Source organism: Nocardioides luteus, from assembly GCF_015752315.1.
Lineage (GTDB): Bacteria > Actinomycetota > Actinomycetes > Propionibacteriales > Nocardioidaceae > Nocardioides.
Window position 1 is genome coordinate 5,374,022 of the sequence record NZ_JADOVJ010000001.1, and the last position, 17,266, is coordinate 5,391,287.

Genomic DNA, 17,266 nt, shown 5'->3' on the forward strand with positions numbered 1-17,266 from the left:
ACGCTGGTCGAGCCGGATTCGTGAGGAACGAACGAATCCGTGTCGAGACCAACACGGTCCCGTCGAGCGCGTCAGGACTGTGTTGGTCTCGACACGCCTCCGCCTAGCGGCTCCGAGGTCTGAACGAAGTGGCCTTCGACCAGCGAGGGTCAGCGAATGGTGACCTGCCGGTTCGCGAGCCCGGCGCGGGCCGAGCGGACCTCGGGGGTGATCTCGGAGTCGTCGGCGAGAGCCTCGTCGAGCAGCTTCTTGAACGCCACCGCCGGCTCCTCGAGCGCCTCGGCACCGGTGCCGACCGGCAGGTCCCAGACGGGGGCGAGCAGGCCGTGGGCGCGGAACATGCCGACGAAACGGGCGTCGGGGACGATCACGTCGTCGCCGGCCACGTGCAGCCGCGCGAGCGCGGTGAGCAGGGCGTCCTCGGGCTCGGGCATGACCCAGCGCAGGTGCTCCTTGGAGCCCACCGAGGTCCAGTACGCAGCCTCGACCGAGGTCAGCCGCTCGGTCGGCAGCACCGACTCGTTGGCGTGCTCGAGGGCGTGCTCGAAGTCGCCCTTGTGCTCGACGTCGGCGAGCCACCAGTCGAAGCCCTCGTGGACGGTGACGTCCAGGGACGAGTTGGTGACGATGTCCTGGAGCCGCGGGCCCTCGCCCGGCGCGGAGGTGAGGCCGAAGATGCCGGACTCGCCGGCGGCGCGGCTCTCCAGAGCCTGGAGCAGCGCCGCGGCGACGTCACGCGACACGTCGCCGTAGTTGTGCTGCACCTGCAGCCCGGCCCAGACCTCGCCCGAGTCGCGCGACATCGCCGGCGCGGCGCCCGGCAGCAGGGTGCCGAGCGTGACCGGGGTCGACTCGTAGCCCTTCACCTGCAGCGACACCGTCGCCGAGGGCACCAGCTCGCGCAGCGCGACCAGGTCGCACTCGCCGGGCAGGCCCTCGAAGGGGCGCCCCACGAACGCGCCGCCGGCGGCACCGTGGCACGCCTTGTAACGCTTGCCGGACCCGCACGGGCACGCCGCGCGCGGGTTGGGACCGTCCGTCGGGGCCGCAGCCGCCTGACGGTTCTTGACTCGGGACTTCTTGGCCACGTCCGAACCCTAACGGCCGAGCAGCTCCAACATGAACCCCGGACGATCCGTGATGACCGCGTTGACCCCGAGGTCGAGGCAGAGCTTGAGCTGCTCCTCGGTGTTGACGGTGTAGACGTGGAGGTTGCGGCCCTTCGACGCGAGCCGCCGGGCGAGCTTGGGGTGGGCGGTGAGCATCTCGATCCCGGCGCCGAGCCACCAGTCCTCGCCGATCGCGTGTCGCAGGAGCGACCAGTTGGCGGCACGGTCGATGAGCTGGACCAGAGGTACGCCGGGGGCCAGCCGCTCCACCCGCTGCAGCGCCGTGAAGGAGAAGCTCATCACCCGCACCGGGCTGCCCGGACCCGCCCAGCCGAAGTCGTTGAGCACGTCGACCAGCCGCCCCTCGGTCAGCCCGCCGTAGCGCGTCGGGTGCTTGGTCTCGATCGCCATCTCGACGTGCCGGGGATAGTCCCGCACGACCCGCAGCAGCCGGTGCAGCGTGAGCACGCCCCGCATGTCCCGGTCCGGCGGCTCGTCCTCACCCTCCCAGAACCCGTTCTTCCAGGCCGCGAAGTCGATCGCCTGCAGCTCGGCGAGGGTCATCTCCGAGACGAGCCCACGCGCGCCGATCCGGCGCAGGTGCCGGTCGTGGACGCAGACGAGGTGACCGTCCATCGTCAGGCGCACGTCGCACTCCAAGGCGTCAGCACCCGCATCCAGGGCTGCGACGTACGCAGCCAGGGTGTGCTCCGCGATCTCATGACTGGCGCCGCGATGCGCGACCACCTGGGGCCTCATGAGGAGATTGTGGGCCATCCGGCAAGCCCCGTCGCGCGACACGAGCGAGATGTAACCAAGGTCGCGATCAGTGGTCACATCCGCTCGTGCCCGCAGCGGAACTGCCTAGAACGGCACGACCTCGAGCCGACCGAACGCGACGAAGGCCGCCAGCCCCCAGAAGACGAGATCGCCGTAGAAGGCGCCCCACTCCCGGCGGATGATGCGGGTGGTCGCCGCGCCGGTCATCAGCAGCACCAGCCCGAGAGCGGCCAGCGGCACCAGCCAGGTGGCGGTGCCGGTCACCGCGGGCAGGATCAGCCCGGCGGCGGCCAGCACCTTCATCACGCCGATGACCTTGAGAAAGCCGTCCGGGAAGTCATCGGCGTAGCGCCAGCCGTCGAAGGCGTTGCGGAAGCGCTCCTTCGAGAGCACCAGCATCGCCACCCCACCGGCCAGGAACCCGGCTGCCAGAAAGATGGTCACGATCCACAAGATGATGTTCATGCCAACCAGGACGACGTACGCCGCCGTCCTGTGACATCACCGCCCGCCGGCCACCCGCAGCGTGGTCGCGGTGACGTAGGAGGCCTTGTCGCTCATCAGCCAGGCGACCGACTCGGCGACCTCGTCGGGCGAGGACGCGCGGCCGAGCGGGATCTGGGGAGCCATCCGCTCGATCCGGCCGGGGTCGCCGGTCGCGGCGTGCAGGTCGGTCTCGGTGAGTCCGGGAGCGACCGCGACGACCCGGATGCCGAGCGCGGCGACCTCGAGCCCGAGGCCCTTGGTGAGCGCGTCGATCCCGGCCTTCGCGGCGGCGTAGTGGACGTACTCTCCCGGCGATCCCAGCGTCGCCGCACCCGAGGAGATGTTGACGATCACGCCACCCTCGGCGAGCGAGGACACCGCCGCGCGGGCGACCAGCGTGGGGCCGACCAGGTTGACGTCGTACGTCCTCCGGATCTCGTCCGCAGGAGTGTCGACGAGAGGGGCGTAGCGGTAGGTCGCGCCAGCGTTGTTGACCACGCCCGTGATCGGCCCGGCGGCCTCGAAGAGCGAGGCGATCCCGGCGTCGGTGGTGATGTCCGCGGCCGCGATCTCGCAGGAGACCCCGAGGGCCCGGATCTCGTCGCGTGTCCCCGTGGCAGAAGCCTCGTCGGACAGATAGCCGAGCACGAGCGAGTGGCCGTCAGCGGCCAGTCGATGAGCGATGGCGGCGCCGATGCCGCGGGTGCCTCCGGTGATGAGCGTCCGTTTCACACCCGAAGGGTGTCACGCAGCCTCCACGCCACCAACGCCAGTGCCAGGACACCGGCGAGGGCCCATCCGGCGGGGTAGTGCACGGCGGGCTCGTTCCACCGCTCGTGGAAGTAGACCAGGTGCGAGGAGAGCAGCCCGGCGTCGACGGAGCGCCCCTCCTGGATGAGTACGCCGATGGCCACCAGCACCGTCAGCAGCGTCTGCATCGCCCAGCCCAGGATCCAGGCCGGCACCCAGGCGACGACGTCGACGGCGCGGCGTACGGAGGTCACCAGGACGGTCACCAGCGCGGCCGCCAGCAGTGCATCGATCACCGACGACGGCAGGTCACCGGGGAGCATGCCGTCCAGCCAGAGCGGTACGCAGACGGCCGGCGCGGCCAGCATCGGAGCCCGCAGCACGCACGGCCCGAGGCTCGCGGCGATCCCGGCGGTGAGGCCCGCGACCGTCGTGATCGCGGCGATGACGATCAGGTGGCTCAGCATCCTCGGGTTGGTCGCCGCCGGTCCCGCGGCGAGCGTCAGCCCCAGCAGCGCCGCACCCACGACGCCGGCGCCGGCCAGTGTCGCGCTGAGCAGCCGGCGGTCCGGGCGCAGGCCGGCGGCGAGCCCGCCGAGCGCGGCGGCGAGCAGCGTGAAGGAGACCAGCTCGGCGACCATCGGGGCGAGCAGGAGCGGCTGCGGCTGGACGAGCTGCGGGAGAAACCCGACGCCCCAGCCCGCGGCCGCGGCCGGCGGAACCATCCACAGACGCGTCCGTTCAGTCATGCCGTCCACGGTGACAGCCGCAAGGTGAGACCAGGCGGCGAGCCGGGGAACACCAGCCCAACGTCAGGTGGCCCGACCGTTGCGGTTCTTCACCGCGGAGGCCGGATTCCTTATTGCCGGGCGCCGAAGTGGGATACCTGGGTAGGCTCAGGAGACGTACACGTCCCCCACGCGTGGATGAGGTGAGACCGGCATGACCAAAGCACCCCGAAAGTTCTGGGCCAGAAGCATCAGCACAGCGGCGCTGACCAGCCTCGGGCCTCGGGCCGTGGCTGCCGTCGCGCTGACCGCTGCCTTCGCTTTCCTGGCCCCCGACGAGGGGAGCCTGGACACCGGTCACCAGCAGCCCGAACTGCCCGACCCGGGTGCTCTCCAGGACCCGCTGGGCATCGCCAACGGCCTGGGCGGCGTGAAGAACCTGACCCCGACCGACGCGGTGCGGCTCGCCTCCAACGCCGAGGAGCTGTCGATCCCGCCGGTCGCCCTGGCCGCCTACCAGCGCGCGGCCACCGTGCTCAACGACGCCGACGCCTCCTGCCGCATCGACTGGGCGCTGATCGCCGGGATCGGCATGGTCGAGAGCAACCACGGCCGCTTCGGCGGCAGCGAGCTCGACTCCAACGGCCTCGCCCTCCCCGCGATCATCGGCCCGCAGCTCAACGGCGCCGGCAACTACGCTGCGGTACGCGACACCGACAACGGTCTCTACGACCACGACACCGTCTACGACCACGCCGTCGGCCCGATGCAGTTCATCCCCTCCACGTGGACCTTCGCCGGCACCGACGGCGACGGCGACAACCGCCGCGACCCCCAGGACATCGACGATGCCGCCGTCGCCACGGCGGCATTCCTGTGCGCGGGCACCGAGGACGTCAGCACCGACTCCGGCGCCAACGCCGCGGTCTACCGCTACAACCAGAGCGACACGTACGTCGAGGCGGTGCTCAAGATCGCCGACCAGTACCGCAACGGGGAGTTCCCGGGATCACCGAGCGTGGACGGCGGAACCCCCTCCGCGGTGAGGCCCAACGCTTCCGCTCTCCCGCGCACCTCGAACACCGTCACGAAGCCCGACGCCGACACCAACGGCGCCGCCAAGACTCCGGTGCCGGCCGAGCCGGTGGAGTCCGACAGCGGCTCCGGCGACAACGAGCCCGACCCTTCGACGGAGCCCAGCACCGACCCCAGCACGGACCCCACCACCGAGCCCACCGACGGCACCGACCCCGGCGACGGCGAGACCAGCGAGCCGGTCGACCCCACGCCGACTCCGACTCCCACCCCGACGCCCACGCCGACCCCGACGCCCACCGACGCCGCGACGGCAGCGACCCTCGCCGAGCCCTGCGACGCGGCCGCGATCGCGGTCTACGGCGAGACCTTCGAGGTGGACGACAAGGCCACCTACGACGCGGTGATCGCCAACTGCATCGCGAAGTTCGAGCCCGAGACCACCCTGCCCACGGACCTCGCGATCAGGGAGCACCTCCGCACCCTCTACGGCAACCCGGACTTCCCCAACCTCAAGGAGCCTGCGCCGGAAGCGGCCGCCCCCGGCGAGACGGTCACGGAGGAGTCCCCGACCGCCTCGCCGACGGCCTGAGCTCGGTCAGACCTTGATCACCGTCTTGCCGAAGTTCTGACCGCGAAGCATCCGGTTGAACGCGGCGGGCGCGTTCTCGAGCCCTTCAGTGACGTCCTCGCGGTAGCGGAGCCTGCCCTCGGCCAGCCAGCCGGCGGCCTCGGTGAGGAACCGCTCCTCGTGGTCACGGACGAACTCGGTCTGGATGAAACCCCTGATCAGCAGCGACTTGTTGAGCACGTGCCGCATCAGCCCGGGCGCCCGGTCGGGCCCCTCGGGCGCGGAGGTGTCGTTGTAGTGGGCGATCAGACCGCAGACCGGTACCCGGGCGAACTTGTTGAGCCGCGGCAGCACCGCGTTCCACACGTGCCCGCCGACGTTCTCGAAGTAGACGTCGATCCCGTCTGGGACGGCGGCCTTCAGCTGGTCCTTGAAGTCGGGCGCACGGTGGTCCAGCGCGGCGTCGAAGCCGAGCTCGGTCAGGTGGGCGACCTTCTCCGGCCCGCCGGCGATCCCCACCGCGCGGCAGCCGAGGATCTTGGCGATCTGGCCGACCGTGGCGCCCACCGGACCGGTCGCGGCCGCGACCACGACGGTCTCGCCGGGTTTCGGCTGCCCGATCTGGGTCAGCCCCGCGTACGCCGTGAACCCCGGCATCCCCAGGACCCCCAGCGCGGTGGAGACCGGCGCGACGGACGGGTCGAGGCGGCGGGTGTGCCTGGCCGGCGCGATCGAGAACGACTGCCAGCCTCCGTACGCCAGCACCACGTCGCCCACCTGCCGCGACGGGTCCCGCGACTCGACCACCTCGGCGACCGTGGCGCCAGGCAGCACGTCGCCCAGCGCGGTCGGCTCGGCGTACGAGGGCGCATCGCTCATCCGTCCGCGCATGTAGGGGTCGAGCGAGAGGAATCTCGTACGCAGCAGCACCTCTCCCTCGGCCGGCGACGGCACCTCGGAGCTGACGATCGAGAAGTCCTCGGCGGTGGGCTCGCCGACCGGGCGGGCGCGGAGCAGGATCTGGGTGTTCGTGTCGGTCATCCCGCCATGGTGCCGTACGGGCGAGTGGGCTTGCTTAATCACAACTAATCTTATTGACTTAGCGCATGAAGCGCCCGGTCGACGTCCACCAGCACCTGTGGCCGCCGGCACTGGTCGAGGAGCTGCGCCGGCGGCGACAGCCTCCCTACCTCGACGGCTGGGTGCTCCATCTCGACGGGGAGCCGCCCTACCCCGTCGACCCCGCGGATCATGATCTCGCCGGTCGTGCGGCACGCGAGGACGGGCTGGTGCTGCTGTCGCTCTCCAGCCCGCTGGGGATCGAGTCGCTCGTCCCGGAACAGTCCCGCCCGCTGCTCGACGCCTGGCACAGCCTCTCCGACGAGCTCCCCGCCGACTACGGGCTCTGGGCGGCACCCGGCCTCGTCGAGCCCGACCTCGACGATCTCGCGACGCTCCTGAAGAACGACCGCATCCACGGCCTCCAGGTGCCGGCCACGGCGCTCGCGACGCCTTCCGCGCTCGAGGCCCTCGCTCCGGTGCTCGTGACGGCCGAGCAGGCCGACCTGTCCGTCCTGGTCCATCCCGGCCCCGCCGGTCCCACGACGGACCACGACGACCTGCCCGGCTGGTGGCCCGCCCTGACCTCGTACGTCGCCCAGCAGAGCGCCGCCTGGCACGCCTGGCACGTCGCCGGCAGGTCGCTGCTCCCGACGCTGCGGATCGCGTTCGTCGGGCTGGCCGGACTCGCGCCGCTCCACCACGAACGCCTCGCCCAGCGCGGCGGGAGCCTCGGCGCGATCGACCGGCACGTCTACTACGAGACCTCGTCCTACGGCACCCAGGCGATCGACGCGATGTCCCGCGTGGTCGGTGTCGACCCGCTGGTCAACGGCTCGGACCGGCCGTACGCCGAACCGACCGACCCCGGCCTCGGGGAGGCCCTGAGCCGGGCGATCTTCGTCGCCAACCCGCACCATCTGCTCACCGGAGGAGACCGATGACCATCACCGAACCGACCGTCACCGTGCCCACCGTCGACAGCGTCCTGAGCACCGCGGACCTGCCCGCTCTGCCCGGCCGCACCCTCACCCCCGGCGAGCTCCGCGCCTGGGTCGACGAGCTCGCCGCGCGCCCCGAGCTGTGGGCGCACCTGGCGCGCCACGACACCGGCGGGCGCCACTACGTCTCGCTCTACCGTGACAAGGACATCGACGTCTGGCTGCTGTGCTGGAACACCGTCGACGACACCGGCTGGCACGACCACGACATCTCCTCGGGTGCGGTCGCGGTGACCCACGGGGCGGTCGTCGAGCAGCAACCGCGGTTCGGCGGTGAGCCGGTGCAGCGGGAGGTCGGCGCGGGCCGCAGCTTCGGCTTCGGCCCCGACCACATCCACCGGATGAGCGGCGCCGTCGACGGCTCGGTCTCGATCCACGCCTACTCGCCTCCGCTGTGGCGGATGGGGCAGTACGCGATCAGCGACGACGGGGTCATGCGCCGCGTCTCGGTCTCCTACGCCGACGAGCTCCGCCCGCTGGAGGACTGACACGGCTCACCCGGTCGTTCGAGATCGTCCGGAATGAGGCGTACGTCGACGTCGTTGCCACCTGAAACGGCGACATCTCGGGCGCCGAGCCCCGGTTGACCGACAGAGCGGGGCAGATGTGGCAGATTTCAAGTATCGAGAACCGAAGTCCGGCAAACCCTAGTTTGACCATCCGTTTAATACCTTCTGTTCCTCACCCTGATCTGGCAGGCTGAGGATCTCGTGCAACGGCGTCCGCAGGTGGAGAACGAAAGACAGGAGCGGTGGCTGTGATCGAGTTCGACGGCGTCACCAAACGCTATCCGGACGGCACAGTGGCCGTGGACGACCTCTCCCTGAAGGTGGAGACCGGCCAGATCACCGTGTTCGTCGGTCCGTCGGGATGCGGCAAGACGACCGCGCTGCGGATGATCAACCGGATGATCGAGCCGACCTCCGGCCGGATCCTGATCAACGGTGACGACATCACCACCCGCCCGGAGGCACAGCTGCGGCGCGAGATCGGCTACGTGATCCAGGGCGCCGGGCTGTTCCCGCACCGCACCGTCCTCGACAACGTCGCCACCGTCCCGGTCCTCCAGGGCGTCTCGCGCCGGGAGGCACGCACCAGCGCCCTCGGACTGCTCGAGCGGGTCGGGCTCTCGCCCGACCTCGGCGAGCGCTACCCCGCCCAGCTCTCCGGCGGCCAGCAGCAGCGCGTCGGCGTAGCCCGGGCGCTCGCGGCCGACCCACCGGTGCTGCTCATGGACGAGCCGTTCTCGGCGGTCGACCCGGTCGTGCGCGACGACCTCCAGCAGGAGCTGCTCAGGCTTCAGGGCGACCTCGGCAAGACGATCGTGCTCGTCACCCACGACATCGACGAGGCGATCCGCCTCGGGGACGAGGTCGCGGTGTTCTCGAACGGCGCCCACCTCGCCCAGTTCGCTCCGCCGGCCGACCTCCTCGCCGCCCCCGCCAACGACTTCGTCGCCTCGCTCGTGGGTCGCGACCGCGGCTTCCGCGGCCTCTCCTTCGCCGACGGCAGCGAGATCGCGCTCAAGCCCGTCGACCACGACGTCGACGGGCTCACCCTCGAGGTCGACCGCGACGGCCGGCCCCTGGGCTGGCGCGGTCCCGACGGGCTGCTCCCGACCGAGGGCACCTTCCGCGACGGCGCGAACCTGCGTACGGTCACGGACCTGGTCATCCTCTCGCCCGCGGGCGCCGCGGTGCGGGTCGACGCCGAGGGTCGTGCCGACGGACTGGTCCTGCTCGAGGACCTGGCCGGCAGCGTACGTTCGCAGCAGCGGGAGCGGCTGGCTGCCCTGGCTTCCTCGGAGGAGGCAGGGTGAGTGACCTCTGGGGCTACCTCGAGACCAACATCGGCGACGTCCTCACCGCGCTCGTCCAGCACATCTGGCTCGCCCTGCTGCCGGTGGCGATCGCCTTCGTCCTCTCGCTGCCGCTGGGCGCGCTCGTCCACCGCTACGCCCCCGTACGCCACATCGCACTCACGACCGGCAGCGTGGTCTACACGATCCCGTCGCTGGCCCTGCTCCTCCTGCTCCCGGGAGTCCTCGGCACCAGCGTCCTCGACCCGCTCAACGTGGTCGTCGCGCTCACGCTCTACTCGCTCGCCCTGCTCGTCCGCACGACCGCCGACGGTCTCGACGCGGTCGACAGCACGGTCCTGCAGGCGGCCACCGCGATGGGCTATCGCCCCCTGCGCCGCTGGTTCGCCGTCCAGCTGCCGCTGGCGATGCCGGTGATCCTGACCGGTCTGCGGGTGGCCACCGTGGCCAACGTGAGCATGGTCAGCATCGCCGCCCTGGTCGGCATCGGTGGTCTGGGGCAGCTCTTCACCCGAGGGTTCCAGCTCGGCTTCTACCTCCCGCCGATCATCATCGGGCTGGTCCTCTCGGTCATGCTCGCGGTCGTCGCCGACGTCCTCATCGTCGCCGTCCAGCGCGGGCTCACCCCGTGGTCGAGAGCGGGTGCGCGATGAGCCTCGACTACCTGCTCGACGCGGCCAACTGGTCGCTGACCAGCCCCGACGGCTTCCCGCAGCGCATCCTGGAGCACCTCGGCTACACCTTCCTCTCGCTGGTGATCGCGGCCGTGATCGCCTTCCCGATCGGCCTCCTGATCGGCCACACCGGACGCGGCGCGCTGATCGCCATCAACCTCGGCAACGCCGGCCGCGCGCTGCCGACCCTCGGCGTACTCATGCTCGCGCTCGGCCTGGTGGGGATCGGTCTGGTGCCGGTCACGATCGCCCTGGTCGTGCTCGCCATCCCGCCCATCCTCGCCACCACGTACGCCGGGATCCGGGCCGTCGCCGACGAGACCGTCGACGCGGCGCGAGGCGTCGGCATGACCGAGTCCCAGATCGCCTGGCGGGTCGAGGTCCCGATCGCGCTGCCGATCATCATCGGCGGCCTGCGCAACGCGTCGCTCCAGGTCGTCTCGACCGCGACCATCGCCGCGTACGCAGGTCTCGGCGGCCTCGGCCGCTATCTCTTCGACGGCCTGGCGACGCTCCAATACGGCCAGGTGGTCGCCGGCGCCATCGTGCTCGCCGTGCTCGCGGTCCTGATCGACCTCGTGCTCGCGGGAGCACAGCGGCTCCTCGTCTCGCCCGGCGTCGACGGCCGTGGCGCCGGCAACCGCCCGACCACCGCCCGTCCCGAACCCAAGCTCGCCGGCTGACCCATCCAGCAACCCGAGAGGTATTTCAATGTCCCGCCGAATCCGCACCACCGCGTACCTGTTCGCGACGCTCGCCGTGGCAGGCACCCTGACCGCCTGCGGCGGTGACCCGCTCGACTCCGGGTCGGACTCCGACTCGGGCAGCGGCACGATCGTCGTCGGCTCGGCCAACTTCCCCGAGAGCGAGCTGCTCATGGAGATGTACGCCCAGGCTCTCGAGGCCGAGGGCGTCAAGGTCGAGACCAAGCCCAACATCGGTTCCCGCGAGGTCTACATGGAGGCCTTCAAGAGCGGCGACATCGACCTGCTGCCGGAGTACAACGGCGCCCTGCTGGCCTACCTGAAGCCGGACGGTGTCCCGGAGAACGTCTCCGCTCCCGAGGACGTCTACGAGGCGCTCCAGGACGTCCTGCCGGAGGGCAGCGAGACCCTGCCTCAGTCCGAGGCCGAGGACAAGGACACGCTCACCGTCTCCAAGGAGACGGCCGAGAAGTACTCCCTGACGAGCATCGAGGACCTCGCGCCGGTCGCGAAGGACCTCACGCTCGGCGGTGCCCCGGAGTTCAAGACGCGCCACCAGGGCCTGATCGGTCTCGACGAGGTCTACGGGGTCACGTTCAAGGAGTTCAAGCCGCTCGACGCCGGCGGCCCGCTGACGTCCAGCGCGCTGAAGAAGGGCGACATCGACGTCGCGAACGTCTTCTCCACCGATTCCCAGATCCCCACCAACGGCTGGGTCGTCCTGGAGGACCCGAAGAACCTCTTCCTCTCCCAGAACGTCGTCCCGCTGATCCGCTCCGAGGCGCTCAGCGACGACGCCGAGACCGCGCTCAACGCCGTCTCGGAGGCGCTGACCACCGACAACCTGACCGAGGCTCTCGCGAAGGTCCAGGTCGACAAGGCCGCCCCGGCCACGGTCGCCAAGGAGTTCCTCGCCGACAACGGCATCGAGTGACGCCGCTGGCTCGTCTACCGCAGTCCGCTGCGGTAGGCGAGCAGCCCCTCGAGGCCGCGTAAGAAGGTCTCGCAGACGGGCTCCGGATCGGTCAGGCATCCGGCGGCCATCGCGCCGTCGCGCAGCATCACGAAGTGGCGCCCGGCGAACTCCGAGTCGGGCTTCCCCGTCTGGGAGAAGAGCTCGGTGATCGTGGCCAGGAACCACTGCCGGTGCTCGAGCACCGCCTGATGGACCATGTGCGCCGGGTCCGGGTACTCGGCCGCGGCGTTGAGGAATGCGCAGCCCCTGAACCCCTCGCTCCGGATGTCGTCCGCGATCGACCGGCCGACGGTCCGGATGAGGTCGTCGGGGTCCGTCACCTCCGCACGGGCCGCGTCCACGCGCGCCCGGATCGCCTCGTCGGCCTGCGTCAGGTACGCCACGACGAGCTCGTCCTTGCTCCGGAAGTGGCGATAGAGCGTCGCCCGCGTGACGCTCGCCTCGGCGATCACGCGATCGACTCCGACCGAGTGCAGACCCTCGGTGTAGAAGAGCCGACTCGCCGTGCTCAGCAGTCGATCCCGGGCCTCAGACATCTGTCATCCCTCTCGTTCTCGTTGCCTCGACGGTAGCAGACAGAACGATCGGTCTTGCATTTTCCGATCGGGCCGTGTCAGACTCTCGAAACAGGTAGAACGACCGTTCTATCTCATGCTCTGGTCCGAGAAAGGGATCCGATGTCCACCTCCGTAGAGGCCGGCCGTTCCGGCACACTGAACACCCCGTCCGGCGGACTGCCGAAGCTCTACTTCGTCCGCTTCGGGTTCGCGATCGTGTGGGCGGTGCTGGTCGCCCTCACCGCGTCGACCCTCGGCCCGGTGAGCATCGCGCTCCTGGTGATCTATCCGCTCTTCGACGTGGTGGCCGCCGTGGTCGACTTCCGCACCTCGGGCGCCAGCGGTCCGCGCGTCCTGCTCTACGTCAACATGGCGCTCAGCCTGCTCACCGCCGTCGGTGTCGCCGTCGCCGCCAGCTCCGGCATCCCTGGCGTCCTGCGCGTCTGGGGCGCCTGGGCCATCACGGCCGGCCTGGTCCAGCTGTTCGTCGCGGTGCGGCGCTACCGGCTCGGCGGCCAGTGGGCGATGATCCTCAGCGGCGGCATCTCGACCTTCGCCGGGACCGGATTCATCCTGATGGCCGCCGGCCCGAAAGCGTCCCTCACCGGCCTCGCCGGATACGCGACGCTGGGCGGCATCTTCTTCCTCATCTCTGCCGTCCGCCTGCGCCAGCGCGCCGGTAAGGTCAACTGACATGACGAGCGCCAGCAGAGATCTCACCGTCGACGTCATCGTCGTCGGCGCCGGACCCACGGGCGAGAACGTCGCCGACCGCGTGGTGCAGGGCGGCCTGACCGCCGCCATCGTCGAGAGCGAGCTCGTCGGCGGCGAGTGCTCCTACTGGGCCTGCATGCCGACGAAGGCGCTGCTCCGGGACGCGGCGGCGCTGCGTGCCGCGCAGGCGCTTCCGGCCGCCGGCCGAGCGGTCACCGGCACGCTCGACCCCGCCGCCGTGTTCTCGCGGCGCGACGAGTTCGCAGCCCACTGGAACGACTCGGGCCAGGTCGAGTGGCTGACCGGCGCCGGGATCACCCTGGTCCGCGGGCACGGACGGATCACCGGCACCCGTGCCGTCACGGTCACCGCCGCCGACGGCACGACCACCGACATCCAGGCGCGGCACGCCGTGGTCATCGCCACCGGCACCTCCGCCCTGATCCCGCCGATCCCGGGCCTGGCCGACGCCTCACCCTGGACCAACCGCGAGGCCGCCGGCGCCACGTCCGTCCCCGGTCGCCTGGCGATCGTCGGCGGCGGCGTGGTCGGTGCCGAGATGGCGACCGCCTTCAGCGCGCTCGGGTCGCAGGTCACCCTCATCTCGCGCACCCGGCTGCTGCCGGGGGTCGAGCAGTTCGCGGGTGAGCAGGTGGCCGATGCGCTCCGGACGTACGGGGTCACGCTGCATCTCGACGTCGGCGCGGACGAGGTCCGTCGCGACGACGCCGGGGAGGTGCACCTGACGCTCTCCGACGGGACCGAGGTGACCGCCGACGAGGTCCTCGTCGCGACCGGTCGGGTCCCGAACACCAAGGACCTCGGTCTGGAGCACGTCGGCCTCGAGCCCGGCAGCTGGCTGCGCGTCGACGACGCCCTGGCCGTGGTCGACGACGGCGGCCGGCTCGAGGACGGCTGGCTCTACGCCGCCGGCGACGTCAACCACCGGGCGCTGCTGACCCACCACGGGAAGTACCAGGCCCGTGCCGTGGGCGACCTGATCGCGGCACGCGCCCGCGGCGAGGAGCCCGACCTGAGCACGTGGGGCCGTCACGCCGCCACGGCCGACGAGCGGGCCACCACGCAGGTGATCTTCACCGACCCCGAGGTCATCGCCGTCGGACACTCCGCCGAGTCGGCCGAGGCGGCCGGCATCGAGGTCGGCGTCGTCGACTACGACCTCGGCTCGGTCGCCGGCGCCTCGCTGCACGCCGACGGCTATCACGGCAAGGCGCGGATGGTCATCGACGAGCAGCGCAAGATCCTGGTCGGCTTCACCGCCGTCGGGCCCGACACCGCCGAGCTCCTGCACGCGGCCACGATCGCGGTCGTCGGCGAGGTCCCCCTCGACCGCCTCTGGCACGCCGTCCCCGCCTACCCGACGGTCAGCGAGATCTGGCTCCGCCTGCTCGAGACCGCGGGTCGCGATCGGTGACGACGAGACCTCGTCCGGGGCCATCCCCGGGACGTGCATGCCGGCCGGGACCGCGGGTACCGCCGTTGGCAGACCACGGACGATGGAGGAGCCATGCCCAGCAAGTCCGCCAACGTGAAGAACGAAGATCAGTACGAGGCGCTCAAGGACAAGGGGATGTCCAAGCAGCGCGCCGCCAAGATCGCCAACACTCCTGACGCCTCCAAGAAGGGCGGCAAGAAGAGCGGCAGCGGAAAGAAGAACAAGGACAGCAGCCAGGGCGGCACCACCGCCCAGAAGAAGAAGGCGGGCAGCAAGGGCGGCAAGGCGACCGCCAAGAAGAAGAGCTGACGTACGGGCCGCGGCCGTCGTCCTCGACGGCCGCGGCCCGCTCATCGGTCGGCTGCTCAGCCGCCCGGCTGGGTGACGCCGTCGACCGTCAGGGTGTAGCGCGCCGGATCGGACACGCTCTCCGTCGGGTCGTCGAACATCACGATCGCCGCCACGGTCTCGGCGGTGTCACCGATCACGGCGTCGAGCGCGGCCCCGCTGAGGCTGCCGTCGAACGATCCGTCCAGCGCGAGCGTGTGCACCCACGCGGGCGAGCCCGCCGGGCCGTACGCCACCAGCTGGACCGTCCAGCCCTCGACCGGAATCGGGTTGACCTGCGTCATCGACTGCCAGCCGTCCAGCGTGTTGCTGGGCAGCGCGGTGCCGCCCACGGCGATGTTGCGCACCCAGAAGCCGGACTCGTCGACCCCCGGGTCGGTGATGTAGCGGAACGCCACCAGCACGCTCTGCCCGCTGTACGCCGACAGGTCGGCGCTCTGCGGGCGCCAGCCTCCGGAGTCGCCGGAGAAACCGGGCAGGTTGTCGACCACGGTCGGGATGGCACCCGGGTCGTGCTCGCTGGTCGTGTCGGCCGTGGCCAGGCTCTGCCAGGTCTCACCGCCGTCGGTCGAGACCTGGACGTAGCCGAAGTCCCAGCCTGCCTCGGCGTCCCACAGGGCGTCGAAGGTCAGCGACCCACCACCGGCGGGCACGTCGACCGCTCGTACGACCGACCGGTCCAGGTTCGGCCCGCAACCGGAGTAGAGCGCGGCCGCTCCGGTGCCGTCGGCAGGCGGCGAGCCGCAGCTGCTGTCGGCCGCCGTGGCGTCCGGCGGGGTGGCGTCGACCACCCACTCGACCGGCTTCGGCTCCAGCTCCGTCGCGCCATCGAAGCTGATCGACTCGATCTCGCCCGCGGAGAGGTAGACCCCGGAACCGTCGCGCAGGCGTACGTAGTCCGAGCCGTTCGGCGGTGCGCCGTTCTCGTTCCACGCCTCGGCGTTGTCCCAGTTGATCTTCGCGGACAGCGAGTCGGCCTGGAACCTCGCCGCGTCACCGCCGTTCAGGTCGCCGCCGTTGGCGTCCAGGGCGGCGTCGAGAGCCATCGCGGCGGCCCAGTCGTGAATCGTCTGCTGGGCCGAGACCCCGGCACCGAACTGGTCGAGCACGATCTGGAGCCCCTCGAGACCACCGGCATCCTCACGATGCAGCACGCTGAGGAAGTCGGAGCCGTAGTGGCTGGCCAGATACTCCATGAACGAGTACGCCGCGCCGTAGTCGCACAACGTCTCCGGCCCGCCCTGGTCGCCCCAGAGGGTCAGCGAGTTCTCCGAGCCACCGAACGCCGGATCGAGATAGCCCATGAAGCACGCCAGATGGGAGTCCGCACCGGGGTCGTCGGGTGGGGTGCTCGGGTCGACGTAGCCGACCAGGGTCTGGGCGTAGTCGGACAGGCCCTCGTTGACCCAGGAGACCTCGTCGGCGTCCTCGTAGTACTCCAGCAGGTGCTGGTACTCGTGCGCGAACGTGCCCTCGTACAGCAGCGGCCGAGGCGCTCCGACCTGCCGGCCGGGAGCACTGTTCAGCTCCTGGTTGCAGGCGACGTACGCCGGATCGGTGCTGTCGTCGGGCGGGTTGGTCCCGGTGCGGTGGAGCCAGTCGAAGACGTCGATGCTCATCACGTTGCGGTCGAAGTACTCGTTGAAGACCGAGTAGAAGAAGCCCGCGATGTAGGTCTGCCCGTCAGGAGTGGCGGGCTCGTAGAAGTTGGCGTCCCGGACGTTGTCGACCAGCACCACGATGTTGTCGCCGTCGCCCTTGTACTCCGAGGAGGGCAGGTTGGGGATCAGCTCCGGCAGGACCGCCTGCTTGCCGTCCCGGTCCGGCGGCACCGAGAACTCCTCCGACTCGATCGGGTAGATCGTGTTGTCGAACTCCGCGATGAAGTTCGAGATCTGGGCGTCCGTCACCTCGGTCAGACCGAGCTCGTTGCGGCAGTCACCCTCTGGGAACGCCCGGTCGTCGGCGACCCACACCTCGATGTTGTCGCCGACACCGCGCAGCGTGTAGTCCTTGAGATAGAGGCTTCCCTGGGCGTCGTCGAGCCCGAGCCAGGTGCGGCTCTGGCCGACCTTCGCGGGACCCTTCGGCGGCTGACCGTGCACGTCGCCCCGGTGCCGCTCGATGCCGAGACGCTTGCCGTCGTTGTAGTCGGACCCGGTCTGCTTGAGCTCCTTGGCGGCCCGGCCGCGATCATCGTCCGAAGGTGGCGCGCTGCCGGCGGGTGCGCCGGGCAACGTCAGACCGAGGACGAGCGCTCCTGCGGCTCCGATGGTGAGGAGCCGTGTTCTTCTCCAACCCCGCATGCGTGGTTCTCCCTCCACTCGTTCTAGCTGCGCCCGAGATCGCTGCGGGAGTATGGCCTGATGTGATGTGCGTCACTGGCCATGCAGCAGTCAAGCACCGGCAGTACGCGAAGGGAAGACCGGATTTCGGCATGTTTGCGTGGAGTCGGCGCGGACGAGCCGGCCGACACAGATGTCGACAAATCGGTTAGAC

17 protein-coding genes and 1 pseudogene are annotated in these 17,266 nt (G+C 70.5%); 10 read left to right on the forward strand and 8 right to left on the reverse strand.

Annotated features, from left to right (window positions below):
- Nucleotides 1-149 precede the first annotated feature (149 nt).
- The 5 genes from HD557_RS25720 to HD557_RS25740 all read right to left on the reverse strand — a co-directional run bounded on the left by HD557_RS25720 (nucleotide 150) and on the right by HD557_RS25740 (nucleotide 3,874).
- Nucleotides 150-1,088, reverse strand: coding sequence for a DUF5926 family protein (locus HD557_RS25720; RefSeq protein ID WP_196875953.1), 939 nt, complete (start codon nucleotides 1,086-1,088; stop codon nucleotides 150-152).
- A 9-nt stretch (nucleotides 1,089-1,097) separates the two neighbouring features.
- Complete coding sequence (locus tag HD557_RS25725) at nucleotides 1,098-1,868, reverse strand: glycerophosphodiester phosphodiesterase family protein (RefSeq protein WP_196875954.1); 771 nt, start codon at nucleotides 1,866-1,868, stop codon at nucleotides 1,098-1,100.
- A 105-nt stretch (nucleotides 1,869-1,973) separates the two neighbouring features.
- Nucleotides 1,974-2,333, reverse strand: a complete 360-nt coding sequence (locus HD557_RS25730; protein ID WP_196875955.1) for a DoxX family protein — start codon at nucleotides 2,331-2,333, stop codon at nucleotides 1,974-1,976.
- 57 nt (nucleotides 2,334-2,390) lie between these two features.
- Nucleotides 2,391-3,107 carry an SDR family NAD(P)-dependent oxidoreductase gene (locus tag HD557_RS25735; RefSeq protein ID WP_196875956.1) on the reverse strand — a complete coding sequence of 239 codons (717 nt, stop codon included), beginning with the start codon at nucleotides 3,105-3,107 and terminating at the stop codon, nucleotides 2,391-2,393.
- Nucleotides 3,104-3,874 (reverse strand): hypothetical protein, encoded by a 771-nt coding sequence (locus HD557_RS25740; RefSeq protein WP_196875957.1) that lies wholly within the window; start codon nucleotides 3,872-3,874, stop codon nucleotides 3,104-3,106. Before HD557_RS25740 ends, HD557_RS25735 begins: the two co-directional genes overlap by 4 nt.
- A gap of 193 nt (nucleotides 3,875-4,067) precedes the next feature.
- Between HD557_RS25740 and HD557_RS28835 the strand changes: the two genes are divergently transcribed.
- The gene (locus tag HD557_RS28835) at nucleotides 4,068-5,480 is read left to right on the forward strand and encodes a lytic transglycosylase domain-containing protein (protein ID WP_196875958.1); all 1,413 of its coding nucleotides are present in this window, start codon (nucleotides 4,068-4,070) and stop codon (nucleotides 5,478-5,480) included.
- Between the two features lie 6 nt (nucleotides 5,481-5,486).
- Here the strand turns inward: HD557_RS28835 and HD557_RS25750 are convergent, their stop codons facing one another.
- On the reverse strand, nucleotides 5,487-6,500 hold the full coding sequence (locus tag HD557_RS25750; RefSeq protein ID WP_196875959.1) for an NADP-dependent oxidoreductase: 1,014 nt from the start codon (nucleotides 6,498-6,500) through the stop codon (nucleotides 5,487-5,489).
- A gap of 65 nt (nucleotides 6,501-6,565) precedes the next feature.
- On the opposite strand from HD557_RS25750, the gene HD557_RS25755 reads away from it, so the two are divergent.
- The 6 genes and pseudogenes from HD557_RS25755 to HD557_RS25780 all read left to right on the forward strand — a co-directional run bounded on the left by HD557_RS25755 (nucleotide 6,566) and on the right by HD557_RS25780 (nucleotide 11,650).
- Nucleotides 6,566-7,462, forward strand: a complete 897-nt coding sequence (locus tag HD557_RS25755; RefSeq protein ID WP_196875960.1) for an amidohydrolase — start codon at nucleotides 6,566-6,568, stop codon at nucleotides 7,460-7,462.
- Complete coding sequence (locus tag HD557_RS25760; RefSeq protein WP_196875961.1) at nucleotides 7,459-8,007, forward strand: cysteine dioxygenase; 549 nt, start codon at nucleotides 7,459-7,461, stop codon at nucleotides 8,005-8,007. Before HD557_RS25755 ends, HD557_RS25760 begins: the two co-directional genes overlap by 4 nt.
- Nucleotides 8,008-8,276: 269 nt before the next feature.
- Nucleotides 8,277-8,999, forward strand: a pseudogene (locus HD557_RS25765) (ABC transporter ATP-binding protein); the annotation flags it as partial.
- 335 nt (nucleotides 9,000-9,334) lie between these two features.
- On the forward strand, nucleotides 9,335-9,991 hold the full coding sequence (locus tag HD557_RS25770) for an ABC transporter permease (RefSeq protein ID WP_196875962.1): 657 nt from the start codon (nucleotides 9,335-9,337) through the stop codon (nucleotides 9,989-9,991).
- Entirely contained in the window at nucleotides 9,988-10,695 is a 708-nt protein-coding gene (locus HD557_RS25775) for an ABC transporter permease (protein ID WP_196875963.1), read from the forward strand. Before HD557_RS25770 ends, HD557_RS25775 begins: the two co-directional genes overlap by 4 nt.
- Before the next feature lie 28 nt (nucleotides 10,696-10,723).
- Nucleotides 10,724-11,650 carry an ABC transporter substrate-binding protein gene (locus HD557_RS25780; protein ID WP_196875964.1) on the forward strand — a complete coding sequence of 309 codons (927 nt, stop codon included), beginning with the start codon at nucleotides 10,724-10,726 and terminating at the stop codon, nucleotides 11,648-11,650.
- Between the two features lie 14 nt (nucleotides 11,651-11,664).
- Here HD557_RS25780 and HD557_RS25785 read toward each other — a convergent pair whose 3' ends face one another.
- Nucleotides 11,665-12,228: a TetR/AcrR family transcriptional regulator gene (locus HD557_RS25785; RefSeq protein ID WP_196875965.1), complete on the reverse strand. Its 564-nt coding sequence runs from the start codon at nucleotides 12,226-12,228 to the stop codon at nucleotides 11,665-11,667.
- A gap of 141 nt (nucleotides 12,229-12,369) precedes the next feature.
- On the opposite strand from HD557_RS25785, the gene HD557_RS25790 reads away from it, so the two are divergent.
- From HD557_RS25790 to HD557_RS25800, 3 genes are all read left to right on the forward strand, one after another.
- Nucleotides 12,370-12,942 carry a hypothetical protein gene (locus HD557_RS25790; RefSeq protein WP_196875966.1) on the forward strand — a complete coding sequence of 191 codons (573 nt, stop codon included), beginning with the start codon at nucleotides 12,370-12,372 and terminating at the stop codon, nucleotides 12,940-12,942.
- Between the two features lies 1 nt (nucleotide 12,943).
- Nucleotides 12,944-14,398 (forward strand): dihydrolipoyl dehydrogenase family protein, encoded by a 1,455-nt coding sequence (locus HD557_RS25795; RefSeq protein ID WP_196875967.1) that lies wholly within the window; start codon nucleotides 12,944-12,946, stop codon nucleotides 14,396-14,398.
- A gap of 93 nt (nucleotides 14,399-14,491) precedes the next feature.
- On the forward strand, nucleotides 14,492-14,728 hold the full coding sequence (locus HD557_RS25800; protein WP_008355897.1) for a DUF7218 family protein: 237 nt from the start codon (nucleotides 14,492-14,494) through the stop codon (nucleotides 14,726-14,728).
- 56 nt (nucleotides 14,729-14,784) lie between these two features.
- On the opposite strand, the gene HD557_RS25805 is transcribed toward HD557_RS25800, so the two are convergent.
- Nucleotides 14,785-17,073 carry an immune inhibitor A domain-containing protein gene (locus HD557_RS25805; RefSeq protein ID WP_231380458.1) on the reverse strand — a complete coding sequence of 763 codons (2,289 nt, stop codon included), beginning with the start codon at nucleotides 17,071-17,073 and terminating at the stop codon, nucleotides 14,785-14,787.
- Between the last annotated feature and the right edge of the window lie 193 nt (nucleotides 17,074-17,266).

Bases quoted from the DNA above. Each gene is read 5' to 3' on its own strand.
- HD557_RS25725 (WP_196875954.1), bottom strand. From the start codon at position 1,868: ATGAGGCCCCAGGTGGTCGCGCATCGCGGCGCCAGTCATGAGATCGCG.
- HD557_RS25740 (WP_196875957.1), bottom strand. From the start codon at position 3,874: ATGACTGAACGGACGCGTCTGTGGATGGTTCCGCCGGCCGCGGCCGCG.
- HD557_RS28835 (WP_196875958.1), top strand. From the start codon at position 4,068: ATGACCAAAGCACCCCGAAAGTTCTGGGCCAGAAGCATCAGCACAGCG.
- HD557_RS25750 (WP_196875959.1), bottom strand. From the start codon at position 6,500: ATGACCGACACGAACACCCAGATCCTGCTCCGCGCCCGCCCGGTCGGC.
- HD557_RS25755 (WP_196875960.1), top strand. From the start codon at position 6,566: ATGAAGCGCCCGGTCGACGTCCACCAGCACCTGTGGCCGCCGGCACTG.
- HD557_RS25760 (WP_196875961.1), top strand. From the start codon at position 7,459: ATGACCATCACCGAACCGACCGTCACCGTGCCCACCGTCGACAGCGTC.
- HD557_RS25775 (WP_196875963.1), top strand. From the start codon at position 9,988: ATGAGCCTCGACTACCTGCTCGACGCGGCCAACTGGTCGCTGACCAGC.
- HD557_RS25780 (WP_196875964.1), top strand. From the start codon at position 10,724: ATGTCCCGCCGAATCCGCACCACCGCGTACCTGTTCGCGACGCTCGCC.
- HD557_RS25785 (WP_196875965.1), bottom strand. From the start codon at position 12,228: ATGTCTGAGGCCCGGGATCGACTGCTGAGCACGGCGAGTCGGCTCTTC.
- HD557_RS25790 (WP_196875966.1), top strand. From the start codon at position 12,370: ATGTCCACCTCCGTAGAGGCCGGCCGTTCCGGCACACTGAACACCCCG.
- HD557_RS25795 (WP_196875967.1), top strand. From the start codon at position 12,944: ATGACGAGCGCCAGCAGAGATCTCACCGTCGACGTCATCGTCGTCGGC.
- HD557_RS25800 (WP_008355897.1), top strand. From the start codon at position 14,492: ATGCCCAGCAAGTCCGCCAACGTGAAGAACGAAGATCAGTACGAGGCG.
- HD557_RS25805 (WP_231380458.1), bottom strand. From the start codon at position 17,073: ATGCGGGGTTGGAGAAGAACACGGCTCCTCACCATCGGAGCCGCAGGA.